This is a genomic window from Yoonia sp. MH D7 (assembly GCF_054439475.1).
Genome location: NZ_JBTJCF010000001.1, coordinates 2,922,463 through 2,948,156, shown reverse-complemented (window position 1 = coordinate 2,948,156; position 25,694 = coordinate 2,922,463). Strand labels below are relative to the sequence as shown.

Below are 25,694 nucleotides of genomic sequence, written 5' to 3'. Positions count from 1 at the left end.
TCAGATAGCTTGTAACGCACCGACATCAACATGTCAGGCCGCCTTTGCAAAACAAGCAACAATATCAGCGACTTTTTCAGGACTATCCGTCTGGCGGAAAAACTCCACGACACCCAGATCAGGCATCGCAAGATATGTGAACGTCGAATGTTGCATCAAATAATATTCAGGATCATCATCCTGCTTAGCGTAAACCGTACGGTACGCCTTTGACGCAACAGCCACCTGCGCATCACTTCCCGTCAGCCCGATCATGTCAGGGTGAAAATTATTCGCATACTCTGCCATCACTTCGGGGGTGTCGCGGGCCGGATCAATACTGATCATCACAGGGGTTACAGGCACACTGCGCTCTGCCAATATATCGACCACCGCCGCATTACGCGCCACATCCAGCGGACACACATCAGGGCAAAACGTATAGCCAAAATAAATCAACGTCGGCTGCGTAATCACATCGACATCTGTTACGGTCTTGCCCGTCTGGTCAACCAACTCGAACGGACCACCAATCGCGGACCCCGATGCAACAGAAGCACTGCAATCCTCTAAACTAGGTGCGCGCAACTGCGTCACTGCAAACGTCCCGGCAATCAAACCAACAACCGCAATACTTGCAGAAATCGCTATCATCTTTGACATAGTAGCCCCCTGATAAGTCGTCGCATTGATGATCCAACACGCACGACTTAACAATAGCCCAGCGCGCAGCAAAAAGGATAAACCGATGTCCACAACCGAATTCGAGATGTTTCAGGAAAGGCAACGCAGCGATTGGGTCCGTCTGCGCACATTGGTGCGGCTACGTTGGTACGCGATTATCGGGCAAACGTTGGCGTTAATCGTTTCGGTCTATATGTTCGAGCTGCAAATCCAAATTGGACTAGCAGCGATGACCGTGGGCGCCTCAGTCATCGCCAACATGATCTTCCGCGTCGTCTACCCCGAAAACAAGCGGCTGATCGAGCGCGAAGCATTCCTCATGCTGATCTTCGACGTTGTCCAACTCAGCACCCTGCTTTACATAACGGGCGGATTGAACAATCCATTTGCACTGCTTCTGCTCGCTCCCGTTACCATCGCCGCAACGGTCCTAAACCTGCACCGGACCATCCTACTTGGCGTCCTCGTCATCCTGCTCACATCATTCCTTAGCCAATTCAGCCTCCCTATTGAGACCGCGAGCGGTGGGCTCCTCGCGCTGCCGGACCTTTACCAATTCGGCTTCTGGCTCGCACTTGTAATCGGTGTCGTCTTCTTTGGCGTCTATGCGCGCCAAGTCACCACAGAAATGCACAACATGGGTGAAGCACTACTTGCCACACAACTCGCCCTTTCGCGCGAACAAAAGCTTACCGACTTGGGCGGGCTCGTCGCGGCGACAGCCCACGAGCTAGGCACACCCCTCGCCACGATCATGCTGGTTAGCGGCGAACTGCGTCCCGAAATGGCGAACCACCCAGATCTGTTAGAGGATATTGACCTCATCCATGACCAAGCCTCGCGCTGCCGTGAAATCCTGCAATCTATGGGGCAAGCAGGCAAGGATGACCTGCATCTGCGGCAAGCGCCAATCGAGGCCTTGGTAAAAGAAGCCGCAGACCCACATATGAACCGTGGCAAAACCGTTGTGTTTTTTATCGGCGCCGAAGACCAAAGCGATGAACGGCAACCCATCGTGCCACGGCGTCCCGAAATAGTGCATGGGCTACGCAACCTCATCCAAAACGCCGTCGACTTTGCACATTCCCGCGTCGAAATATCCATTAGCTGGTCTGGATCGGATCTGCGAGTGCGCATCTCAGACGATGGCGATGGCTTTCCAACCTCAGTCATCGGACGAATCGGTGATCCCTTTGTCCGTAGACGACGCGACAACATGGATGGCGAAAAACGACCCGGTTATGCGGGCATGGGGCTCGGACTGTTTATCGCGAAAACTCTGCTCGAAAGGTCAGGCGCGCGTCTCTTATTTCGCAATGGATCAAAGGCAACAGCCCCCATGAACGGTGCCACAATCGACGTGATCTGGCCGCGCGCCAAAATCCAAATGCCCATTGCAACAGCTTTGGGCGACAATCAAAAATTCGCAACGCACTAATCGTGACTTAACGATGCATTAACCTTACTAGCGCAGTCTTGATCTCGGGGCACATTGGGACAGGCAAGTTATGTCATTGGGATTATTAGATCTAAGCGCTATTGGCGCGACCGCATTTGCGGCATCAGCACTTTTTTGGGGTATTCTTTACGCCACCAGAAAAACAAGGCAGCAACCGGCGCTCACCCGATCGCCAGATATCAATGACATCGCTTTCCTGCTGGAAGATAACGATGTCGTTGACGCGACACCAAAGGCGGCAGCACTACTAGGTCCCGATGCTTTGGCCCGACCAACACGCGACTGTGTGATCAGCGCTCTAATAGACACGTTCCCAACCCTAGACGAAATACTGCTTAACACTATTTCAACCCCGACAGTCATTAACGCTCAAGACGGCACCGCAGCGTGGATCAATCTCCAACCTATAAAAGGTCGTATTCGTTTGACGGTCGGCGCAACCGATGGATCTGCCGGTGGAATACTGACAGGAATTCAAACCAATCGCGAGAATGCGGAGCTGACTTTGTTGCAAGACATCGCCAACCAAGCACCGATTATCATGTCACGCACAGACTCCGCCGGTCGTCTCGTTTGGGCTAACGAGGCTTATCTCGCGGTCCATGACGCAAAATCAAAGACCGCCAATACGCTACCAACGGTTCCATGCAAATCGCTTTTTGAAGGGATCACCGAGAACGCAGCACTTGGAACATCAACAACACGCGCATCAGCTACCAAAGGCGAAAACAGCGCGGCACACTGGTACGACATCACCACCTACAAATCGGATGCAGGCACATCGCAATATGCCATCGACGCCGACCCCGTTGTACGCGCCGAACTTGCCCAAAGAAAATTTATGCAAACACTCAGCCAGACTTTTGCACAGCTTTCCATTGGCCTCGCGATCTTCGACCGACGCAGACAACTGGTAACTTTCAATCCTGCTCTCTTTGACATGACAGGACTACCTATCGAGTTTATTTCGGGTCGACCAACTCTGGATTCCTTCCTCGACCGATTGCGCGAACTGCGCATGCTGCCAGAACCAAAAAACTACGCATCATGGCGAGAACAATTCGTCGCAATCGAAAAAGATTCTCAAAAAGGTGCGTACACTGAAAACTGGAACCTGCCCGACGGACAAACATTCCGCGTCACCGGAAGGCCACATCCGGATGGCGCATTTGCGCTACTTTTCGAGGATATAAGCGCCGAAATTTCATTGACACGTAGGTTCCGCTCGGAAATCGAGACGGGTCAAGCCGTCATTGACAAAATTGACGACGCGATCGTAGTCTTCTCGAACGGCGGAAACCTGGTCCTCGCCAACGCCGCCTATAACAGCCTATGGGACAACGACAACAAGTCAGGCTTCGGACAATGCGATCTGAGAGGTGAGTTGCGAAAATGGCAAGAGCGCTGCACGCCGTCGCGCATCTGGAAAAACCTGCGCGAATTCAACTCACAAATAGGCCAACGAAAACCATGGATCGACACAGCCATTTTGGATGACGGCCGCTGGATTAGCTGCCACGCTGATCCAATTTCGGGAGGCATGACCATGATCAGATTTCGATTCCAAAGCTCGGCATCAGCGACGATACAAAAATTAACACAAATCGATCCCGCAATCAGGGCAGTGACGCGTTGAATTGTTAATCCCCTATTTTTTAAAGGGCTGTAACGGTAGAATTTACGCGGCCATTTTTAGTTTCTCTTCGGGCGTTATGCCGCCGATGACCAAATCCTCGCAGCACAGCTCCGATACGCACACCGCCCTCGACATGGCGCAGGATCGAAAGAATTTGGAGTACTTATGTTTCGTCATCTTCATCAAAACTTTTTCAGATATCGTGCCGAGAAAATTCTACTTCTGAACTCCACTAATTTTTGGAGGAATAACCAATTGACTTGCAGACGCTGCCCCACAACATATCTTGGGGTATGACAAACGAAAAAATTATCATCACTCTCTGCACCGAAAATGACACGGTAGCGCTAGCAACGCGCATCGCCCCACTGTTGCGTTCGGGCGACACCATTCTACTAGAGGGGGCAATTGGCGCGGGAAAAACGGCATTCGCCCGTGCTTTCATTCGCGCCAGATTGGGCCGCATAGAGGACGTGCCATCTCCGACCTTCACAATCGTGCAAACCTATGACCACCCCGATGGCGACATCTGGCATTGCGACCTTTACCGCCTTACCCACCCCGACGAGGCGATTGAACTTGGTCTTGACGACGCATTTACATCCGCGATCTGCCTCATCGAATGGCCCGACCGCCTTGGCGCAGATACTCCCGCAAACGCAGCGAAATTCGCCTTTACTGCTGGGGATATATCCCATTCTCTATCTATAACGATGTACGGCGACATGAAAAACCGGCTCCTTCAGGCGTTACAGAATGCGTGACGAAACACTGGCTCTAGCTCTCGAAAAAAGCGTCTGGGCTTCTTGGGCCCGTGCGCCAATTGCAGGTGACGCATCCTCCCGCCGCTACTTTCGCCTAAGTCAAAACGGGCAGCCTACTGCAATTTTGATGGACGATCCCACCCGTGACACCCAACGTTTCGCTGACATTGCACAGTTCCTGACAGCGTCCAGACTCAGCGCTCCTGAAATCCTTTACCATAACCCGAACGACGGCGTGATGATAATTACTGATCTCGGCCAAACAGATTTCGCCACGCACATCATAAGCACGCCGCAAGACGAGGTCTCCCTTTACACCGCCGCGACCGACATTTTGAGCGTCATCCACACACTTAGACCTGCACTAAGTCTCGGAAAAATCGACAAGACCACTGCACCGGAAATGATCAACGTCGCCGCGATGCACTATGCGCCAACGCCGATTCATCTAGACACATTACACCGCGCAATGCAAAATGCATTCGTCAACCACGTTGATCCGACACTCCATCTCGCATTGCGCGATTTCCACGCAGAGAATCTTATCTGGCGGACCAACTTACATGGACCTTCCCGCGTTGGACTACTGGATTTCCAAGACGCCTGCTTCGCGCCAGCCGGCTACGATCTCATGTCGCTACTTCGCGATGCAAGGCGTGACGTCGATCCGGACATTGCAACTCATTGCATCGCCCAGTTTTGCCAATCAATCAACATCGCCTCAGCCCAACTCGCCTGCATCTCAGCCCAGCGCAACCTACGCATACTTGGTATTTTTGCACGACTCGCCAAGCAACACGGCAAGACAAAATACCTTTCCCTCCTACCGAGGGTCTGGGCCCACTTGATGACCGACCTCGCACATCCCGCATTAACTGACCTAAGAAACACAGTCCTATTCGCCCTACCGCCACCCGACGCCACAACACTGCAAAGGCTGCAACCATGACCAAATTTCCCATTTTGCTCTTTGCCGCAGGCCTTGGCACCCGCATGGGCGGGTTGACCCATGACAAGCCAAAACCACTGATCAAAGTTGCAGGACGGTCCCTGATTGATCATGCACTTGATCTGCTCGATCCAACAAGCTCGCGCCCGGTCGTCGCAAATGTGCATTACAAAGCAAACCAGATCCGCGCCCACCTCGCCCCGCACAACATCCTCATTTCCGACGAAACAGGTATGCTTTTGGAAACTGGCGGCGGCTTGCGTCACGCATTACCGCTATTGAACCACAACACAGTCATCACTCTAAATACAGACGCGGTCTGGCGTGGTGAAAACCCTATCGAGGCACTTCTGGCGGCTTGGAAACCCCACATGGAGGCACTCTTGCTGACCATCCCGCACAAAGGTGCGATCGGCCACAAAGGCAACGGCGACTTTATCGCCAACGCCAACGGAAACCTGACACGCGGCACGGGTGAAATCTATACAGGGCTACAAATTATCCGCACGGATGATCTTGAAAACATCACTGAAACTGCATTTTCGATGAACCTGCTATGGGACCGCATGATCGCACGCAACGGGCTTTATAGACATTCCTACAACGGTCATTGGTGCGACGTTGGCCACGCCGCGAGTATCCCGCTCGCTGAAGACATGTTGGCGCATCACAATGTTTAACGCCACCGACAAACCGCGCATTTTCGGCATGCCGCTTGGCGCTGATTTCGCCAGCAGCCTCGTCACGGGTTTGCAAGAGAAAGCAACCGATCTTGCCCCCACCGATTGGGCCCGTGTCGAAATTTTTGTCAACACCAGCCGCATGAGACGTCGCATCCGCGATATGTTCGACGGGGGCCCCGCGCGACTACTTCCACGTATCAGGCTCATTACTGACCTCGCAAATGATCCACTCGCCGACGTCGGTCCACCCGCCGTTTCCCCTTTACGGCGCAGACTAGAACTTTCACAATTCGTGTCAGCGCTGCTGACTCAGGACCCCACCCTCGCACCCCGCGCCGCTCTCTACGACCTATCCGACAGCCTCGCAAAACTCATGGAAGAAATGCACGGCGAAGGTGTCGACCCAAGCAAATTTGCCGATCTCGACGTCAGTGACGAATCCGGTCATTGGGATCGTGCGCTCAAATTCCTTAACATCGTTGCTCCATTCTTTGAGCACAATGTCGCCCCCGACAAAGACCTGCGTTTACGCCGCGTCGTCACCCAACTCGCCGCGCGCTGGACGGACTCCCCACCAACCCACCCAATTATCGTCGCGGGCTCGACAGGGTCGCGCGGCGCCACCGCATTGTTTATGAAAGCCGTGGCATCGCTCCCTCAAGGCGCCGTCATCCTGCCCGGTTTCGATTTTGACCTACCCCACGACGTCTGGGATCAAATGACCGAAGACCTGGTCTCGGAAGATCACCCACAATACCGCTTTCGCAAACTCATGGATCTCATCGGATTTGGCCGCCACGACGTGACTGCATGGGACCTAACGCCACCGCCACACCCCGCGCGAAACTCACTAATTTCCCTCTCGCTTCGCCCCGCTCCCGTCACCGATCAATGGCTGCGCGACGGACCAACGATGGGCGACCTTATCGCTGCAACACAAGGCATCACGCTGATCGAGGCTCCATCACCACGAGCTGAAGCAGAAACAATCGCACTCCGCCTGCGCGCCGCCGCACAAGACGGAATAACCGCCGCGCTCATAACCCCCGACAGAATGCTGACCCGCCAAGTCACCGCCGCCCTAGAGCGATGGGATATTCGGCCAGACGATAGCGCAGGTACCCCGCTGCCGCTCTCGCCCCCTGGCCGCATGCTTCGCCATATCGCCGATCTTTTTGGCAAGCCAGTAACGGGCGAAAGCCTTCTCACACTTCTCAAACATCCGCTTTGCAACACAGGCGGCAATGATCGTAACACGCACCTTCTCAACGCCCGTGAACTCGAACTTGAACTGCGCCGCAACGGCCCGCCATTTCCTACGGCGCTCACCCTCCAAAAATGGTCGCATGACACCGCTCGCGCTGATTGGGCCGCATGGCTTGGCCAGCTTATCACCGACATCGACACCCCCATCACGCGCGACTTATCTGATCACATCACAGCACATATCACCCTCGCCGAACAATTCTGCGCAGGACCAAACACATCTGGCGCAGGGGGTTTGTGGGACGAGGCAGCTGGCCGCGAAGCCCGTCGCATCTGCGATAACCTCACCGCACAGGCCGACGCTGGCGGCGAACTGGATACCCGCGAATATGCGGCAATGTTCGGCGCAATCCTGAACGAAGGCACCGTGCGCAACCCCGATGGTGCGCAGCCCAACATCTTGATCTGGGGCACCCTAGAGGCCCGCGTTCAAGGTGCCGATCTGGTCATTCTTGGCGGCATGAATGAAGGGATCTGTCCCGAAGCTGCAACCCCCGACCCATGGCTCAACCGCAAAATGCGCAAACAAGCAGGGCTGCTTTTGCCAGAGCGCCGCATCGGCTTGTCCGCACACGACTACCAGCAAGCCGTCGCAGGCAAAGAGGTCTGGATCAGCCGCGCCAAACGCTCGGCAGAGGCGGAAACCGTGCCGTCGCGCTGGGTCAACCGTTTGGTAAACCTGCTCGGCGGCCTTCCTAACCAAAGTGGCCAAATTGCGCTCGACCGCATGCGCGCCGACGGCAACACATGGCTCGCAAAGGCGGCATCACTCTCGACCCCACAACACACCGTCGCCCCCGCAAAACGACCATCCCCGCAACCACCCATCGCCGCGCGTCCAAAACGTATTTCTGTCACCCAAGTCAAAACCCTGATCCGCGACCCCTACGCAATATACGCGCAAAAAGTGCTGCGCCTCAACGAACTCAACCCGTTGATCCCCACCGTCGATTTCCGACTTCGCGGCATCATCGTGCACGAAATCCTCGAGAAATTCATCGCTAGCGGCACCAAAGCGGTCGACACAAACGCCCGCGAAATTCTCATGCAAATCGCCCGCGAAATCTTCACCCGCGACTGCCCATGGCCGACAATCCGCGCACAATGGCTCTCTAGAATAGACCGGATCGCCGACACCTACCTGAAAGGCGAGGTAGACCGCCAATCTTTGGCCAACTTCTCCGTTCTAGAGGCCGAAGGCGACATCATGGTCGGCGACACCGGCGTAAAACTGACCTGCAAAGCAGACAGGATCGACCTGACCGACGCAGACACCGCGCTGATCTACGACTACAAAACAGGGCAAATCCCAACGACAAAAATGCAAGAGCGGTTCGACAAGCAACTCCTCCTTGAGGCCGCAATGGTCGAACGCGGCGCATTTGAAAAGCTCGGTAAACATCAGGTCGATGCCGCCACCTTTGTCGCCATGAACACCACGATGAAAGACGTCGCCGCCCCCTTGGAGGAAAACCCAAGCAATCAAGTTTGGGCCGATTTCGTCAAATTACTAAATGAATACAACGTAAAATCGCGTGGCTATAGCGCGCGCATCGCAACCTTCTCGCGAGCCGATACCAGCTATTTCGACCACCTGTCGCGCTTCGGCGAATGGGACACAAGCCAAGACGCCGTGCCAGAGGACCTCACATGATCCGCAATGACGCCACCCAACGACAGGTCGATGCCGCCGATCCTAAATCCTCAACTTGGCTTTCCGCAAACGCCGGCTCGGGCAAAACCCGCGTGCTTACCGACCGCGTGGCGCGACTGTTGTTCGACGGGGTCGAGCCACAAAACATTCTCTGCCTGACCTACACCAAAGCCGCCGCCGCCGAGATGCAAAACCGCCTGTTCAAACGGCTAGGCGCATGGGCAATGATGGACAACGACGCGCTGCGCCGCGACCTAATCGAACTTGGCACCGAAGGGTCAATCGACAACACACGCCTCGCCAATGCCCGCCAGCTTTTTGCCCGCGCCATCGAAACCCCGGGTGGACTGAAAATCCAAACGATCCACTCTTTTTGCGGCGGCGTTCTACGGCGCTTCCCTCTAGAGGCAGGTATCAGTCCACAGTTTCGCGAAATGGAAGACGGCACTGCCCGCGACCTGCGCGCCGAAGTAGTCGACGACATGATTATGGGCGATCACGCCGCGCTGGTCGACGATTTGCTACGCTACTTTTCCGGCGCAGATCTCGCCGACCTGACCGCCGACATCACGCGCCAACGCGAGATCCTCTCTGTGCGCCCTTCAGACGAAGTCCTGCGCAATACACTCGATCTCACGCCAGACGTCACTCGCGCCAGCCTGCTCAAAACAATCTTCATGGTCGGCGCCACAGAAACCCTGACCAACCTGATCCCCGCCCTGCGCAAAGGCTCCACCACAGACGCCAAAGCTGCAGACGCATTGGCGCAGATCGACTTGTCAAATCCACCAAGATTGTCCGATGCAATTATCCTCGAAGATGTCTTCCTGTTTAAGTCAGGAAAAACGCCCTTCACCGCCAAACTCACGTCATTCCCGACCAAAGCAACGCGCGAAGCAAACCTCGAACTCATCGAAGACTTACACCCGATCATGGAAGCAGTAGAGGCTTGCCGCCAAGACCGCCTCGCACTCGTTACATATGAGCGAACACGCGCCCTTCACGCCTTCTCCGCCGTCTTTCTCCCTGCTTACGAACAACGCAAAATTAACATGGGACTGCTCGACTTCGACGACCTCATTGTGAAAACCAAACTACTTTTGACCGACGAAAAAGTGGCCGCTTGGGTTCTGTTCCGGCTCGACGGTGGCATCGACCACGTGCTTGTCGACGAAGCCCAAGACACCAGCCCAAACCAATGGGCCGTGATCCGCCAACTCACCCACGAATTCACCGCAGGCGTCGGCGCAAATCCCGATAACGTGCGCACAATCTTTGTCGTCGGCGACCGCAAACAATCAATATACTCCTTCCAAGGTGCTGCGCCCGAAGCATTCGACCAAATGCGCCATCACTTTGATGACGCGCTCACTCACGTTGGTCGAAGCCTCGCAAACCGCCAACTTAACTACTCTTTCCGGTCATCACCCGCGATCCTGCGCGTGGTCGATGAAACCTTCGTCGGCCCCAAAAACATCGACCCTGAAACAGACGCAAAGCACCTCGCCTTCAAGGCCGATATGCCTGGACGCGTCGACCTCTGGCCCGTTATCGAAAAAACCGAGGTCGAAGATCCAAAAGACTGGTTCGCCCCCGTTGATCAACCGTCACAAACCAACGAAATCGTCGTTCTTGCCAACCAAATCGCAAGCCAGATCAAACACATGATTACCCACGATACCCTGCCCGTCGAGATCGAAAACTCTGGTGTTTACAATCACCGCCCGATCACTGAAGGCGACATCCTGATCCTAGTGCGCGGCCGCAAAACAGGCCTATTCTCTGAAATCATCCGTGCCTGCAAAGCCGCTGAATTGCAAATCGCAGGGGCCGACCGCCTGCGCGTTGGCGCCGAACTCGCAGTGCGCGACCTCGTCGCACTCCTGTCATTTCTCGCCCTACCCGAGGACGACCTCTCACTCGCCTGCGCCCTCAAATCCCCGCTGTTTGGCTGGTCTGAACAAGATCTTTTCACCCTCGCGCACCATCGCCCCGAAAAGGGCTACCTATGGTCGGCCCTGCGCCACGCAGAACACCACGCAGAAACGCTCGCTATCTTACTCGATCTGCGCAAACAAGCCGACTTCCTCCGCCCCTATGACCTGATCGAGCGCATCCTCACCCGTCACCAAGGGCGCGAAAATCTGCTCGCGCGGATCGGCATTGAGGCCGAAGACGGCATCGACGCCCTCCTCTCGCAGGCCCTCATCTACGAATCCAACGGCGTACCCAGCTTGACAGGATTCTTGGCCGCCATGCAAACCGACGACCTTGAAGTCAAACGGCAAATGGACAACCAGGGCGACCGCATCCGAGTCATGACCGTGCACGGCGCAAAGGGCCTTGAAGCCCCCATCGTCATCCTGCCCGACTGCGCCAAAAAGAATGCACCAACCGTGGATGATCTTGTGCCCGCAAATGGCCAAATCATCTGGCGACCAAACGCCGATGCATCCTCCGATAGCGTCACTGCCATGACCGACCCGATCAAAGTAGCGCTGGAAGAAGAACGTCTTCGCTTGCTCTACGTCGCCATGACCCGTGCCGAAAAATGGCTGATCGTCGCGGCGGCGGGCGACACAGGCAAAACCGACGATAGCTGGTACAACATGATCTCAGGTGGCATGGATCACGCAGGCGCAGTCGACGCCGACAGCTTTGGCCTGCCCATTAAACGGTTCGCCTTTGAAAACTGGGCCAGCGGCACATTGCAGCCACGCAGAACGCCCGACCTCACAGTCACAACTCGCCCAACCTTTGGCGACTTACCCGAAATCATAACGCCAAAAACCATCTCTCCGTCTGACCTCAAAGGTGCAAAAATCCTGCTCGGCGACCCCAGCAAAATGGACGAAGACAACGCCATGGCGCGCGGCACCGCAATCCACCTACTACTCGAACACCTCCCTCTCGCGCCCATTTCCGACCGCGAAAAACTCGCCAAGGCGCTCCTGTCCAGCATGGACGCAGGCCTCGCCGACGACACCGAAATCCTCGATCACGTCACACTGGTTCTCAACGAGCCAAACCTCGAGCACCTCTGGACAAACGACGCCCTCACCGAAGTTGACATCAGCGCACAGGTCGACACCACCCGCTTCCACGGCGCCATCGATCGCCTGCTCATCACCGACAAGACTGTGCTCGCAATCGACTACAAATCGAACCATCTCACCCCAACCACCCCCGATAAAACCCCCGAAGGGCTGTTACGGCAAATGGGCGCGTATCAAGCTGCTCTCGCAAAAGTGTTCCCCGATCACAGCATCGAAGTGGCAATTTTATGGACAAAAACCGCCACTCTCATGCCAATGCCGCCAAAACTGATCCTCGATGCACTGGAACGCGCCACCACACCTTGACCATCTGGAGCCACGTTCTTAGGTTCCCTCATATCAAATTCCGCCAAGGAGATACCCCAATGGCCACGCTAGCAGTAACCGATGCAACCTTTGACGCCGAAGTGCGCCAGTCAGATATCCCAGTCGTCGTCGACTTTTGGGCCGAATGGTGCGGCCCATGCAAACAAATCGGTCCGTCACTCGAAGAGCTGTCCGCTGAATTCGAAGGCAAGGTCAAAATTGTCAAAGTAGACGTCGATACCAACCCAAATTCCCCTGCTCAAATGGGCGTGCGCGGCATCCCTGCGCTGTTCCTGTTCAAGGACGGCGAAGTGGTTTCCAACAAAGCAGGTGCAGCACCAAAAGCAGCACTGAAATCTTGGATCGAAGAGTCCATCTAACCCAATGAAATACGCGAAATCGGGCGCCCCAGTGGCGCCCTTTTTTGTGTCCGCCTTGTAGCAAACCCAATCGACCGCCATATAGGTTTCAACAAACGAAAGGATGCAATCATGGCAAAAGACGAATTTCCAGGCTGGCACGGCACCACAATCATCGGCGTGCGTAAAGGCGGCAAAGTCGTCATCGCAGGTGACGGTCAAGTCAGCCTTGGCCAAACCGTGATCAAGGGCACCGCGCGCAAAGTGCGACGCCTTTCCCCAGGTGGCCAAGACGTGATTGCTGGCTTCGCAGGCTCTACCGCTGACGCATTCACGCTGCTTGAGCGCCTTGAAAAGAAACTCGAAGCCACACCCGGCCAACTCGCCCGCGCCTCTGTTGAACTGGCAAAAGACTGGCGCACCGACAAATACCTGCAAAAACTGGAAGCGATGTTGATTGTCTCTGACGGCCGCGAACTCTTCGTCATCACAGGCGCAGGCGACGTTCTCGAACCCGAACATGACGTGACCGCAATCGGGTCCGGTGGAAACTACGCCCTCGCCGCAGGCCGCGCCCTGATGGACAGCGACCTCGACGCCGAAGCCATCGCACGCAAAGCCATGGCCATCGCATCTGACATCTGCGTTTACACAAATGGCCGCCTCACAGTGGAAAGCATCCAATCATGACCGACCTAACCCCCCGCGAAATCGTCTCTGAACTCGACCGCTATATCATCGGCCAAAACGACGCCAAACGTGCCGTGGCTGTAGCCCTACGCAACCGCTGGCGGCGCAAGCAATTGGGCGACGATCTGCGCGACGAAGTCTACCCAAAGAACATCCTGATGATCGGGCCAACCGGCGTCGGCAAAACCGAAATCTCGCGGCGATTGGCAAAGCTCGCACGCGCACCCTTCATTAAAGTAGAAGCAACAAAATTCACCGAAGTCGGCTATGTCGGCCGCGATGTCGAACAAATCATCCGCGACCTGATTGAGACCGCGATCATCGACACCCGCGAACACATGCGCGAAGACGTGAACGCCAAAGCGCGCGAAGCCGCCGAAGAGCGCGTGATCACAGCTGTCGCAGGCACAGACGCGCGCAGCGGCACCCGCGAACTTTTCCGCAAAAAACTCAAATCAGGCGAACTCGATAACACAATCATCGAGCTTGAACTCGCAGATACCTCCAACCCGATGGGCGGCTTTGAAGTGCCCGGCCAACCCGGCGGCATGGGCGGCATGATGAACTTGGGCGAGTTGTTCGGCAAAATGGGCGGGCGCACCATCAAAAAGAAAATGACCGTCGCAGACAGCTATGAAGCGTTAATCGCCGACGAGGCCGACAAACTACTCGACGACGAAGCTGTGACCAAAATTGCGCTGGAAGCGGTCGAGCAAAACGGAATCGTATTCCTCGACGAAATCGACAAAGTTTGCGCAAGATCGGACGCTCGTGGCGCCGATGTATCGCGTGAGGGCGTGCAGCGCGACCTTCTCCCCTTGATCGAAGGCACAACCGTAGCCACCAAACACGGCCAAATCAAAACCGACCACATCCTGTTCATCGCATCAGGCGCATTCCACGTAGCAAAACCTTCTGACCTGCTGCCCGAACTGCAAGGCCGCCTGCCAATCCGCGTCGAACTTCGCGCCCTTACAGAAGCTGACTTTGTACGCATCCTGACCGAAACTGATAACGCACTGACCCTACAATACTCTGCCCTTATGGCGACCGAGAAAGTCACAGTGACCTTCTCCGAAGACGGGATCAAAGCACTTGCCAAAATCGCCGCCGAAGTGAATGAAAGCATCGAGAACATCGGAGCGCGCAGATTATATACTGTGATCGAACGCGTTTTCGAAGACATGTCCTTCAACGCTCCGGATATGGCAGGCGAGGAAATCACCATTGATGCCGCGTTCGTCGAGCAGCACTTAGGTGAACTCGCACGCTCAACGGATCTTTCGCGCTACGTACTTTAGGGCTGTTCGTCGGCGTCATTCATGCCCATGAGTAACATCATGAAAACAGGCTACATCACCTTCATTAAACAAAACGCGCCCTTCCTTGCGACGGGCGCGTTGTTGTCTTTCATGTCCAGTTTTGGGCAAACCTTTTTCATCTCGATCTTCGGCGGCGAAATCCGCGAAACCTACGGCATGTCAAACGGCGACTGGGGCGTGATCTATATGATCGCGACCATGGGATCAGCAGCAGTCATGGTTTTCGCAGGCGGCCTCGCCGATACATTCCGCGTGCGCACCCTTGGCATTCTCGTCGCAGGCGGCCTATCCCTTGCGTGTCTCGCCATGGCATTCAACAACTCACTCATTGGCCTCATCGCGGTCATTTTCGCACTGCGCTTCCTCGGTCAAGGTATGTCCACGCATATGTCCGCCATCGCCATGTCACGCTGGTTTATCGCCACGCGCGGACGGGCGCTCGCTGTCGCAGGCCTCGGCTTTATGCTGGCAGAAGCAACACTGCCTCTCACCATGGTTTACCTTAAAACTATCGTCGACTGGCGTACCCTCTGGGTCTTTTTCGCGCTCTTCTGTCTCGCAACGTGCCCCGTCCTTTATTGGCTCCTGCGCTTGGAGCGCACCCCAAAATCCGAAGCCCAATCTAACAGCGCGACAGGCATTGGCGACAAACACTGGACCCGCCGCGAAGCCCTGTCCCATCCACTTTTCTGGCTTCTGACCCCTGCAATCATCTGCTTTGCCGGATTCGGCACCGTCTTCTGGTTCCACCAAGCCCACTTTGCCGAAGTAAAAGGCTGGTCGCACCTCTCGCTCGTCGCGGTTTTCCCGCTTGGCACGATCGCCCTTGCCATCAGCACCATCGCTTACGGCTGGGCCATCGACAGGTTGGGCGCGGTGCGGCTGTTACCGTTTTACATCCTGCCATATGTCGCAGCGTTTACCATGAACTGGTACGCGCCCAACCTCGCTTGGACAGCGATTGGTGTGATCCTTATGGGCATAGCCGGCGGCGGGCACGGCACGATACTCAATGCAGTCTGGGCCGAATTCTACGGGACCAAGTTCATCGGCTCAATCAAATCAGCCGCGACTGCAATGATGGTTCTCGGATCAGCCCTTGGACCAGGCATTAGTGGCTGGCTCATCGACAAAAACGTGGGGCTGGAAATACAGTTGCTCGCCTACGCAGCCTGCTTTGGACTCTGTGCGATCCTGCTCAAAATTGCTGCAAACATGTATCTACGACTAACGGCTACGGCGTAGATAGACATAATATGCACCATGCCCGCCATGGTTCAAATGCGCTGGCGTCACCTGCAAAATCGCCTGCGATAGGGGCGGCAATGCCATCCATTGCGGCACCTGATGACGCAGAATCCCCAGCCGCCCACCATCATCGCGCAGCTTGCCCTTGCCAGTAATCACCAAAACCAAACGCCGCCCAATCGCATGCGATCCCAGTATAAACGCAATCAAATCGGGATGCGCTTCGGCCATCGTCAGCCCATGCAGATCAATCCGCGCCTCTGGCTTCAGCTTGCCACGGGTCATCTTGCCGTAAGCCTTGTTATCCATCTGCACAGGCGCATGGGTCAAACGGGCGGCCATACTTGGCAGAATATCATTCGCACGACCATGCTTCGCCTTTTCACCCATCATAAAATGCTGGATCGGATCAACTTCGCGCACGACAGGTCTGCTTACAGGCTTCGTCACGTGCGCTGGCTCAACAGGTCGCGCAGGCTCCAACGGCCTTGCCGTGTCCGCGACACGATCCCACAAAGCGCGTTCTTCGGCAGAAAGATGACGAGGACGTCTCATTCAATCGCTTTAGGAAACATCGCATAAGCCATCTGCATCGGCAAAAGCCGGATCATACGACCGCCATCAATAATCCGACCCGCCTTACGACCTGCATCTTCACCCGTACCATAAAAAATATCAGCGCGCTGCGCACCCTTGATCGCCGACCCGGTATCCTGCGCCACCATCAAACGATGCATTGGCGTGGCGCCCTCTTTCTCAATCCAAACCGGCGTCCCTAACTTGGTAAATTCAGGATCAACCGCCAACGAACGCTCCGTGGTAATCGAGCAGTTCATCGCACCCAGCGGGCCTTTGCCGGCAGGCACCTCGTTCACTTCACGGAAAAACACATAGCTCTTGTTCAGCCACAACAACCCGCGTCCCTCATCGGGATTATCACGCACCCATTTTCGGATCACGTCCGCTGACACCTCATCTGGCTGGTAAACCCCGCGATCCACCAATGCGCGTCCAATCGACGAATATTCATGTCCATTCTTGCCGCCATACCCCACACGAATACCGTTGCCGTCATCAAACCGGATGCGACCAGATCCCTGCACTTGCAAGAAAAACAAATCCACAGGATCAGCCAGCCACGCAATCTCCAAGCCACGACCCGCAAGCGGACGACCGTCCTCAATCTCTTCTCGGGTCAAATATGGCTCACCTACGACGTGATCATCTGGCAAACGATAAATTGGAAACTGATACTTACCACCTCGCGTCGGCGCACCACGCAACTCTGGTTCAAAATATCCGGTGAACAACATTGGCTCACCATCCTCTATCAAAACAGGCTGGAAAAACGTTTCAAAAAACGCTTGGGCATCCTTAGTCTTCTTAGCAACCGAACAAATATCCACCCACTCAGGACCATCCAACTCGCCACATGTCTCTATAAAAACACTTAATGCCGCCTGATGATCATCAGCCGACCAATCGGCCAAATCATCAAACGACAACAATGTGTAACTCGGTTCCGCCATGAACGCCCTAGCCAGTTAAGAGGTCACCCGCCAGTTGCAACGAGACGCCAGTTGGGATCATTTGCGGACATATCACGGGCAAAAGTCCAGATATCCTTCTGGTGCTTGATCTCGTCAGCATTGCCCTCGATCACGTCACCACCGGCATCACGAACCTGATAGGTCAACTCGGCTTTATACCGCATCGTGATCTCGGCCTCTTTCGTTACCGCATCAAAAGTCGCACTTTTCAGACCAATATGCGAGATGCCAACGAACGTTGCCTCGACAGTCAAACCCTTCTGGTCACGCTCATCAACAACACTTGAGAACGCCTCATAAACGTCTTCCGACAGAAACGGCAACACGCTGGCCAAATCGCCGCGCTCGAATGCCATCAAGATCATCTCGTATGCGCCACGCGCACCGCCCAAAAACTCGCCCACATTGAAACTCGGATCGGCCCGCTTCATTGCAGCAAGAGCGATCGCCGTATCAGACCCCTCCTCGGCATGATCGATGATATCGTGATCGGGACCACCTTCAATCACCTCAAAATCACTGCGGCGGCTCTTGGCCACATCAGTCTTGATCTGCGGTTTTTCAAAACCCTCTCGCGTCCCCAAAACCCCACGCAGTCGCAGAATCAGAAAAACAGCAATGCCGGCAAGCACTAAAAGTTGGATAATCGGAGAGTTCATCAGGGCCTCTTTATACATAGGGCATGGAAACGTATGGTTGCGTCTCTTATGTAGGTGGGGCGCGGGGCCAAGTCCACCTTACCCCCCGCAACAACATAAGAAAGGGCCCACCAATGTGGCTTTTAATAGCATTTATCGCGATTCCATTGATCGAAATCGCATTATTCATCCAGGTTGGCGGGTTTATTGGCCTCTGGCCGACACTTGGCATCGTGCTTGTGACCGCAATCATCGGCTCATCGCTGGTGCGTAGTCAAGGCGCGCGGGAATTATCCAAGCTTCAAAACTCCTTTTCCGCTCTCAATGACCCGACCGAGCCTCTGGCAAATGGCGCAATGATTCTGTTCGCAGGTGCAATGCTTCTCACACCCGGTTTTTTTACCGATGCCATTGGCTTTGCACTGCTTTTCCCACCAGTTCGCGCAGGCGCATTCAAATGGGCAAAATCGCGCATCAAAGTGCAGAGATTCTCGATGGGTACACCGCCTAACCAACCGCACGCACCCTCAGATCGGGTCATTGAAGGCGAGTTTGAAGAGGTGCCCAGCAAACAAAGCGGACCCTCCCGCTGGACGCGCGATTAAACCTGATTGAGGGACCGGCAAAGTCCTGATAACAACAGCTCAACCTTTTTCAAATACCGGAGCAAAACATGGCCGATACACCCGAAACAGGCGCAGAAGCCGCTGCACCAAAAGTCACCAGCCGCGTGCTGGCACAATATGTTCGCGACCTGTCGTTCGAAAACATCCTTGCACAAAAAGGTGTGTCAGGTGACGCTCAGCCAGAAATCAAAGTACAAGTGAACCTCGACGCCCGCAAACGCGGCACCGAAGGGCAATTCGAAGTCATCACCAAGCTGAAGATCGACAGCAACACCAAAGAAAAGGGTGACCCGTTGTTCGTCCTCGAATTGGAATATGCGGGCGTTTTTGAAGTGTCAGGCGTGCCAGAAGACCAGATGCATCCCTACCTTTTGATCGAATGCCCACGCATCACATTCCCGTTCTTGCGCCGTATCGTCAGCGACGTAACACGCGACGGTGGCTTTCCACCACTGAACTTGGAAACTATCGATTTCATGGCGCTATACCGCAACGAAATCTCGCGCCGTGTTGACGCAGAAAAAGAAAAAGTCAAAATTAACTAGGCTCTATCCAGTTTTTTCCAGACAGCGCCGTCGCCCAGCTTTTGCACAAAAGCATTATGGGTGGCGGCTTCTTCTTGCGTGATCTTTGATCCCAACGGTGTCGGACGCGGCGTCGGACGCCACGCACCGATATCAGCCGCTGAACTCGATTTACGACTATCAGTCGCCAGCGCAAAGTCGGGCTGACGACCGCCAATCAACTCCAGATATACTTCCGCCAAAATTTCACTGTCCAAAAGTGCGCCGTGCAACGTCCGATTAGAATTATCGATCCCAAAGCGACGGCAAAGCGCATCCAATGACGCCGGCGACCCTGGAAATTTGCGCCGCGCAATTCCAAGCGTATCCACAGCTTGATCCATCGAAAATAGTGGACGGTTCAACCATCCCAACTCGGCATTCAAAAACTTGATATCAAACGCAGCATTGTGAATGATCATTTTGGAATCACCGACAAAATCAATAAATCCCTGCGCTACTTCGGCAAACACAGGCTTGTCGCGCAACGTAACCTGACCGGGCTGCACAGGTTGTGGTGGCTCCAACAAATCAGGACCAATGCCATGCACCCCAAACGCCCCCGCCGGCATCATCCGTTTTGGGTTAATATACTGATGATAAGTGCGGCCTGTCGGCATATGACCAATCAGTTCAATTGCGCCAATCTCGACGATACGATCGCCCTCGGCGGGCTCGAAACCCGTGGTCTCAGTATCAAGAACGATCTCACGCATTGGGCAAGCCTTTCAATTTGGTGACGATCTTTTGCACCGCTGAGCGTGCCGCGTCTATGGAAACCGTCTCAATCAGAAAATCTGCCCGCGCACGCTTTTCCGCGTCAGGCATCTGCTTGGATAAAATCAATGCGAATTGCATCTCTGTCATACCATCACGCTCCAAAACGCGCTCTCGTTGAACTGCTATCGGGGCTGAAACAACGGCCACCGCATCTAGCCAAACATCAGCCTGCGTCTCAAACAACAATGGTATATCGAAAACCAACAAATCGCCTTGTGTGTTAGCAATGAAAACAGCGCGATCATCACCAACCAAGGGATGAACGATCTGCTCGATCTGGCGTAAAATGTCACGATCCGCAGCGATCATCGCCTTCAAAACGACCCGCGACACAGCCCCGTCAACCACGGCTTCAGGCAAATGTTGCGCGAATAGCGGAACCGCAGCCCCGTTTTTGGCATATAGACGGTGGACGGCGGCATCTGCATCCCAAACGGGCACCTCCAAATCGCGAAACATCTGCGCTGTAGTCGACTTGCCCATCCCTATAGAGCCGGTCAGCCCCAACAAAAAACTCATGCCAACACAACCGCGCGGGTCTCTTCGTCAACCTCAGGACGCACACCAAACCACCGCTCAAACCCCGGTACCCCTTGATGTAACAACATACCCAACCCATCCACCGTCACACAGCCCATCGCTTCGGCATCATCAAGCAGTTTGGTGCGCAGCGGACTATATACAATGTCCGTCACCAGTGTCCCTTTACGCAACCCGTCCAACGAAACACGCAACTCAGGATGACCAACCATACCTAGCGCCGTGGTATTCACCACAGTCGCCGCATCCGCCAACATGCCCCCCGCCTGCACCCACTCCACCACATGAATTCGCGATCCAAACTCGGCACGCAGCGCATCCGCCTTTATACGGGTACGATTGGACAGTAAAATCTCGGACACACCCGCATCGGCAAGTGCAACAATAATCGCACGCGCCGCACCACCTGCGCCCAGAACGGCAGCTGGGCCAGCCGTCGGATCCCATGCAGGCGCATTCTGTTTCAAATTCGAAATAAAACCGTAGCCATCTGTATTATCAGCATAGATAGAGCCATCGTCACGAAACGTCAGCGTGTTCGCCGCCCCGATCAACGTGGCGCGATCACTGACCTGATCAGCAATCCGCAGCGCGGAAATCTTATGCGGCAAGGTCACATTTGTACCGACAAACCCCATATTTGGCATGGCGCGCAACACCGCTTCCAAATTGCCTTCCGCAACATGCAGCGGCACATAATCCCCCGCCAAACCATATTTAGCCAACCAATGCTTGTGCAGCTTTGGCGACTTCGATTGCGCAATGGGATTACCTAAAACGCCAGCAAGGGGGATCTGTTTCATCATCCGGCAAGTGTCCCGCGAAGCGTCAGATATGACAAGAGTTCTAACAGCGGAATCCCCAAGACATTAAAATAATCGCCCTCGACACGGGAAAACAAACGCGCCCCCTCCTCTTCTAACTTATATGCCCCAACAGAATGACGAATACTTTCCCAATTGCAATCAACATACTCTGCCAAATAATCATCTGACACATCACGCATAAACAACCGGGTCTGCCCCACATGTCGCCACTGCGGCTTGCCATCGGCATAAATCACCGCCGCCGATAACAATTGATGGGTCTGACCACGCAACGACTTTAATTGCGCAATAGCATCCTCGGGCGTTTGAGGCTTCGACAACAACTCACGCCCATGTGCCAACATCTGATCACAGCCAATTACTAAACTATCAGGATGTTTCGACGCTACCTTTAACGCTTTCATCTCGGCCAAAGCATCGGCAATATCACGCGGACTGGCGCCCTCAATAATCAATGACTGCTTCATAGTTTGCTCGTCAACGCGCGGCACAACAACCTCAAACGGCACACCTGCATTGCGTAAAAGTGTGGCGCGAATATCGGAACCAGAGGCAAGAATAATGGGCTGGGACATGGGGATAACTCTCAGGACAACTTCTGTTTTTCCGCATGGACAAAAGGGTGGGTGATTACACCCTCCCTCCAACATGTGGATACTCTCCCCTTTATGCGAAGGTTCACCTACAAATGTCCACGGTGGACAAGGATAACTTTCCCCTGTGGAGGAATCAGACGCATAACCTCGTCAAGATGATGAATTAAATTTTAACAACTTGTTAAGTTATAAATAACTATATGATTTATAAAGATAAAATAAATGATGAGTAAAAAATTATCCATCTCTCCCACAATCCCCAACCGGGGATAACCCTGCGGATAAAAAAACAATCCACAGAAAACGCGCCCCCTACCTCTTCATCATCTTTCTTTATATATACTTAATTATATTAAGAGAGAGGTCGTCATGCAGGACATTATCAATTCACTCTACCCATGGATAAAATCACTTCACATCATGGCAGTGATTTCTTGGATGGCAGGTATGTTCTATCTCCCTCGCCTGTTTGTCTATCACGCAGAGCGGGCAACAGTTGGCTCAGAACTCGACGCCACCTTCCAAATCATGGAAAAAAAGTTGCTGCGGGTAATCATTAATCCTTCAATGATTGTAACATGGATCTGCGGGTTGATCATGATCTGGCAAGGCGCGTTTGACTTTAGCTCGGCTTGGTCATGGATCAAACTGATCGCCGTCGTCCTGATGTCCGCATTTCACGGTTGGCTCTCCACACGCCGCAAAGAGTTCGCTCGCGGCACCAACACACGCACTGGGCGGACCTACAGGATAGCAAACGAAGTCCCCACCGTCCTCATGCTCATAATCGTCATCATGGTCGTCGTGCGCCCCTTCTGATTGACAAAAGTCAAATCCCCCCCTAAACATGCCCTCACTTCCCGTTCGGGATAGCTGTTTTCCATCTCATCACAAAAAACTCCGCGCCCCTGTGTGCGGCAGTTGGATATTTTTATGACCCTTGACCGCCTGAACCTCGCCGACCTCAAAGCACAAAGCCCAAAAGCGCTCCTCTCAATGGCCGAAGAGCTAGAGATCGAAAACGCATCCACCATGCGTAAAGGCGACATGATGTTCGCGATCCTCAAGGAACGTGCTGACGAAGAATGGATCATCGGTGGTGACGGCGTCCTCGAAGTTCTCAAAGATGGCTTTGGCTTCCTGCGCTCCCCCGAGGCAAACTACCTGCCCGGACCCGACGACATCTACGTCTCCCCCGACATGATCCGCGCCCACTCCATGCGCACCGGCGACACCGTCGAAGGGGTAATGAAAGAACCAAATGATGCAGAGCGCTACTTCGCCCTCACAAGCGTTGAAAAGATCAATTTTGAAGACCCAGAGAAAACCAAACACAAAGTCGCCTTCGACAACCTAACCCCGCTATACCCGGACGAGCGGTTCAAAATGGAAGTCGAAGACCCGACAATCAAAGACAAATCCGCACGAATTATCGACCTCGTGGCACCGATCGGCAAAGGGCAACGCTCCCTGATCGTAGCTCCACCGCGCACTGGTAAAACCGTGCTGCTGCAAAACATCGCGAATTCCTTGGAAAAGAACCACCCGGAAATCTACCTCATTGTTCTGCTCATCGACGAGCGGCCAGAGGAAGTCACCGACATGCAGCGTTCGGTCAAAGGTGAAGTTGTCTCCTCGACATTCGACGAGCCTCCCACACGCCACGTCGCTGTCGCCGAAATGGTTATCGAAAAAGCGAAACGCCTCGTGGAACACAAACGCGACGTTGTGATCCTCCTCGATTCAATCACCCGTCTTGGCCGCGCCTATAACACCGTGGTGCCTTCATCGGGTAAAGTTCTGACAGGCGGCGTCGATGCCAACGCTCTGCAACGGCCAAAGCGTTTCTTTGGTGCAGCACGTAACATCGAAGAAGGCGGTTCACTCACAATCATCGCGACCGCTCTGATCGACACAGGCTCGCGGATGGACGAAGTGATCTTTGAAGAATTCAAAGGCACAGGCAACTCGGAAATTGTGCTCGATCGCAAAGTCGCCGACAAGCGCGTCTTCCCTGCGATGGACATTCTTAAGTCAGGCACACGTAAAGAAGAACTGCTGGTCGACAAAGCAGACTTGGCCAAGACTTACGTTCTGCGCCGGATCCTCAACCCAATGGGCACAACCGACGCAATCGAGTTCCTGATTGGCAAGTTGAAGCAAACCAAGTCAAACGCCGACTTCTTTGACTCAATGAACACCTAAGTTATCGTTTTAAAACAACGGGTTACACTAATGGATACGATCTTCGCCTTAGCGACTGCGCAGGGCCGCGCTGGTGTTGCTGTGATACGATTATCAGGCATCAGCGCGACGAGAGCGGCCCAAAAAATGATGAAAACCGTGCCATCTCGGCGCGGTTTACGCACTTTAGTCGATAGTTCCGGTGAACATCTCGACGAAGCACTAATTCTCGTTTTCCCGGAAGGACAAAGCTTTACTGGCGAACAAGTTGTCGAGCTGCACTTGCACGGCTCAATCGCCGTCGTCGGCGCCGTCCTTCGCACACTCGGCGACATGCCCGACCTCCGCCCCGCAGAAGCAGGCGAATTCACACGACGCGCTCTCGACAACGGACGTCTCGACCTTGCCCAAGTCGAAGGCCTCGCTGACCTCATCGATGCTGAAACCGAAGGACAACGACGCCAAGCCCTACGTGTCCTTTCAGGCGACCTTGGCAAACTCGCCGAAGGATGGCGTCAAAAACTGCTGCGCGCGGCAGCTCTTCTGGAAGCCACAATCGATTTTGCCGACGAAGATGTCCCTGTTGACGTCAGCCCTGAAGTAATCACTTTACTGCAAAACGTTCGCACCGAACTGGAACGAGAATCAACAGGTGTGAAAATCGCCGAACGACTACGTACTGGTTTTGAGGTCGCAATTGTTGGTGCACCTAACGCAGGAAAATCAACACTGCTCAATCGACTAGCCGGACGTGAGGCTGCAATCACCTCTGCCATTGCGGGAACGACCCGTGATGTGATCGAGGTTAGAATGGACCTGAATGGGCTGCCTGTCACAATCCTTGACACTGCAGGCCTGCGCGAAACCGACGATGAAATCGAAGTGATCGGTGTACGTCTTGCACGCGATCGCGCGGAAAAAGCGGACATCAGGGTCTACTTACAACTTCCAAATGACGAAGTTGGAATCAAAATTCTAGAAGGCGATCTGGTCCTACGCGCCAAATCCGACCTTTATGACGGTGAAAATATCGGTATCTCGGGAATGACCGGGGATGGCATTGATCACCTCATTGCGCACCTGACGAACACTCTTACATCGCGTGTGGCAATTGTCGGCGTGGCAATGCGAGAACGGCACAGACTCGCCATGCAGAAATCTCTTGGGTTTTTGGAATCGGCACAAGCTGCTATGGGTAGCTCTAGCTTTATGGAAGATCTGGTAGCAGAAGATATTCGAACAGCTACACGCGCCATCGATAGCTTGGTTGGTCGCATCGACGTAGAAGACGTGCTGGGGGAAATTTTCTCCAGTTTTTGCATTGGAAAGTAAGGA

The 25,694-nt window shown here is 54.3% G+C and carries 25 protein-coding genes; 16 read left to right on the top strand and 9 right to left on the bottom strand.

Annotated features, from left to right (window positions below; all coding sequences use genetic code 11):
* Positions 1-33 precede the first annotated feature (33 nt).
* The gene (locus ACXLHR_RS14680; RefSeq protein WP_458792133.1) at positions 34-642 is read right to left on the bottom strand and encodes an SCO family protein; all 609 of its coding nucleotides are present in this window, start codon (positions 640-642) and stop codon (positions 34-36) included.
* An 85-nt stretch (positions 643-727) separates the two neighbouring features.
* Between ACXLHR_RS14680 and regB the strand changes: the two genes are divergently transcribed.
* Both regB and ACXLHR_RS14670 read left to right on the top strand, forming a co-directional pair.
* Complete coding sequence (gene regB / locus ACXLHR_RS14675) at positions 728-2,101, top strand: sensor histidine kinase RegB (RefSeq protein WP_458792132.1); 1,374 nt, start codon at positions 728-730, stop codon at positions 2,099-2,101.
* 70 nt (positions 2,102-2,171) lie between these two features.
* A complete protein-coding gene (locus ACXLHR_RS14670) occupies positions 2,172-3,758 on the top strand; it encodes a PAS-domain containing protein (RefSeq protein ID WP_458792131.1) in 1,587 nt (528 codons plus the stop codon).
* A 42-nt stretch (positions 3,759-3,800) separates the two neighbouring features.
* Here ACXLHR_RS14670 and ACXLHR_RS14665 read toward each other — a convergent pair whose 3' ends face one another.
* Complete coding sequence (locus ACXLHR_RS14665) at positions 3,801-3,941, bottom strand: hypothetical protein (RefSeq protein ID WP_458792130.1); 141 nt, start codon at positions 3,939-3,941, stop codon at positions 3,801-3,803.
* A 110-nt stretch (positions 3,942-4,051) separates the two neighbouring features.
* Here ACXLHR_RS14665 and tsaE point away from each other — a divergent pair, with 110 nt between their 5' ends.
* The 9 genes from tsaE (at position 4,052) to ACXLHR_RS14620 (ending at position 16,052) form a co-directional block, all read left to right on the top strand.
* Positions 4,052-4,522 carry a tRNA (adenosine(37)-N6)-threonylcarbamoyltransferase complex ATPase subunit type 1 TsaE gene (gene tsaE / locus ACXLHR_RS14660; RefSeq protein WP_458792129.1) on the top strand — a complete coding sequence of 157 codons (471 nt, stop codon included), beginning with the start codon at positions 4,052-4,054 and terminating at the stop codon, positions 4,520-4,522.
* Positions 4,515-5,471 (top strand): aminoglycoside phosphotransferase family protein, encoded by a 957-nt coding sequence (locus ACXLHR_RS14655; protein ID WP_458792128.1) that lies wholly within the window; start codon positions 4,515-4,517, stop codon positions 5,469-5,471. The genes tsaE and ACXLHR_RS14655 overlap by 8 nt, the downstream gene beginning before the upstream one ends.
* Positions 5,468-6,151, top strand: a complete 684-nt coding sequence (locus ACXLHR_RS14650; protein ID WP_458792127.1) for a nucleotidyltransferase family protein — start codon at positions 5,468-5,470, stop codon at positions 6,149-6,151. Before ACXLHR_RS14655 ends, ACXLHR_RS14650 begins: the two co-directional genes overlap by 4 nt.
* Positions 6,144-9,074 (top strand): double-strand break repair protein AddB, encoded by a 2,931-nt coding sequence (gene addB / locus ACXLHR_RS14645; protein ID WP_458792126.1) that lies wholly within the window; start codon positions 6,144-6,146, stop codon positions 9,072-9,074. Before ACXLHR_RS14650 ends, addB begins: the two co-directional genes overlap by 8 nt.
* On the top strand, positions 9,071-12,436 hold the full coding sequence (gene addA / locus ACXLHR_RS14640) for a double-strand break repair helicase AddA (RefSeq protein WP_458792125.1): 3,366 nt from the start codon (positions 9,071-9,073) through the stop codon (positions 12,434-12,436). Before addB ends, addA begins: the two co-directional genes overlap by 4 nt.
* 59 nt (positions 12,437-12,495) lie before the next feature.
* A complete protein-coding gene (gene trxA / locus ACXLHR_RS14635; RefSeq protein ID WP_458792124.1) occupies positions 12,496-12,816 on the top strand; it encodes a thioredoxin in 321 nt (106 codons plus the stop codon).
* Positions 12,817-12,927: 111 nt separating this feature from the next.
* On the top strand, positions 12,928-13,485 hold the full coding sequence (gene hslV / locus ACXLHR_RS14630) for an ATP-dependent protease subunit HslV (protein ID WP_458792123.1): 558 nt from the start codon (positions 12,928-12,930) through the stop codon (positions 13,483-13,485).
* Complete coding sequence (gene hslU / locus ACXLHR_RS14625) at positions 13,482-14,786, top strand: ATP-dependent protease ATPase subunit HslU (protein ID WP_458792122.1); 1,305 nt, start codon at positions 13,482-13,484, stop codon at positions 14,784-14,786. The genes hslV and hslU overlap by 4 nt, the downstream gene beginning before the upstream one ends.
* Positions 14,787-14,813: 27 nt before the next feature.
* Positions 14,814-16,052 carry an MFS transporter gene (locus ACXLHR_RS14620; RefSeq protein ID WP_458792121.1) on the top strand — a complete coding sequence of 413 codons (1,239 nt, stop codon included), beginning with the start codon at positions 14,814-14,816 and terminating at the stop codon, positions 16,050-16,052.
* Here the strand turns inward: ACXLHR_RS14620 and ACXLHR_RS14615 are convergent.
* From ACXLHR_RS14615 to ACXLHR_RS14605, 3 genes are read right to left on the bottom strand one after another with little or no spacing between them, the layout of a single operon-like run.
* Positions 16,035-16,610 carry a Smr/MutS family protein gene (locus tag ACXLHR_RS14615; RefSeq protein ID WP_458792120.1) on the bottom strand — a complete coding sequence of 192 codons (576 nt, stop codon included), beginning with the start codon at positions 16,608-16,610 and terminating at the stop codon, positions 16,035-16,037. The two genes, ACXLHR_RS14620 and ACXLHR_RS14615, sit on opposite strands and share 18 nt — an antisense overlap.
* Positions 16,607-17,584, bottom strand: a complete 978-nt coding sequence (mltA, locus tag ACXLHR_RS14610) for a murein transglycosylase A (protein ID WP_458792119.1) — start codon at positions 17,582-17,584, stop codon at positions 16,607-16,609. The genes ACXLHR_RS14615 and mltA overlap by 4 nt, the downstream gene beginning before the upstream one ends.
* A gap of 23 nt (positions 17,585-17,607) precedes the next feature.
* Positions 17,608-18,264: a Tim44/TimA family putative adaptor protein gene (locus ACXLHR_RS14605; RefSeq protein WP_458792118.1), complete on the bottom strand. Its 657-nt coding sequence runs from the start codon at positions 18,262-18,264 to the stop codon at positions 17,608-17,610.
* Positions 18,265-18,377: 113 nt separating this feature from the next.
* Here ACXLHR_RS14605 and ACXLHR_RS14600 point away from each other — a divergent pair, with 113 nt between their 5' ends.
* Together ACXLHR_RS14600 and secB are read left to right on the top strand one after the other, a co-directional pair.
* Positions 18,378-18,848: an FxsA family protein gene (locus ACXLHR_RS14600; RefSeq protein ID WP_458792117.1), complete on the top strand. Its 471-nt coding sequence runs from the start codon at positions 18,378-18,380 to the stop codon at positions 18,846-18,848.
* A gap of 68 nt (positions 18,849-18,916) precedes the next feature.
* Complete coding sequence (gene secB, locus ACXLHR_RS14595) at positions 18,917-19,414, top strand: protein-export chaperone SecB (protein ID WP_458792116.1); 498 nt, start codon at positions 18,917-18,919, stop codon at positions 19,412-19,414.
* Here secB and dnaQ read toward each other — a convergent pair.
* The 4 genes from dnaQ to ACXLHR_RS14575 are packed head-to-tail and all read right to left on the bottom strand — an operon-like array spanning position 19,411 to position 22,154.
* Complete coding sequence (gene dnaQ, locus ACXLHR_RS14590; RefSeq protein WP_458792115.1) at positions 19,411-20,148, bottom strand: DNA polymerase III subunit epsilon; 738 nt, start codon at positions 20,146-20,148, stop codon at positions 19,411-19,413. The genes secB and dnaQ overlap by 4 nt on opposite strands.
* Entirely contained in the window at positions 20,141-20,731 is a 591-nt protein-coding gene (gene coaE, locus ACXLHR_RS14585) for a dephospho-CoA kinase (RefSeq protein WP_458792114.1), read from the bottom strand. Before coaE ends, dnaQ begins: the two co-directional genes overlap by 8 nt.
* Positions 20,728-21,555, bottom strand: a complete 828-nt coding sequence (locus tag ACXLHR_RS14580) for a shikimate dehydrogenase (RefSeq protein ID WP_458792564.1) — start codon at positions 21,553-21,555, stop codon at positions 20,728-20,730. The genes coaE and ACXLHR_RS14580 overlap by 4 nt, the downstream gene beginning before the upstream one ends.
* Positions 21,555-22,154, bottom strand: a complete 600-nt coding sequence (locus ACXLHR_RS14575; RefSeq protein WP_458792113.1) for a Maf family protein — start codon at positions 22,152-22,154, stop codon at positions 21,555-21,557. Before ACXLHR_RS14575 ends, ACXLHR_RS14580 begins: the two co-directional genes overlap by 1 nt.
* Before the next feature lie 390 nt (positions 22,155-22,544).
* Between ACXLHR_RS14575 and hemJ the strand changes: the two genes are divergently transcribed.
* The 3 genes from hemJ to mnmE all read left to right on the top strand — a co-directional run bounded on the left by hemJ (position 22,545) and on the right by mnmE (position 25,691).
* On the top strand, positions 22,545-22,994 hold the full coding sequence (hemJ, locus tag ACXLHR_RS14570; RefSeq protein WP_458792112.1) for a protoporphyrinogen oxidase HemJ: 450 nt from the start codon (positions 22,545-22,547) through the stop codon (positions 22,992-22,994).
* Positions 22,995-23,108: 114 nt separating this feature from the next.
* Positions 23,109-24,380, top strand: coding sequence for a transcription termination factor Rho (gene rho / locus ACXLHR_RS14565; RefSeq protein WP_458792111.1), 1,272 nt, complete (start codon positions 23,109-23,111; stop codon positions 24,378-24,380).
* Between the two features lie 30 nt (positions 24,381-24,410).
* Positions 24,411-25,691, top strand: a complete 1,281-nt coding sequence (mnmE, locus tag ACXLHR_RS14560) for a tRNA uridine-5-carboxymethylaminomethyl(34) synthesis GTPase MnmE (RefSeq protein ID WP_458792110.1) — start codon at positions 24,411-24,413, stop codon at positions 25,689-25,691.
* Positions 25,692-25,694: the final 3 nt, after the last annotated feature.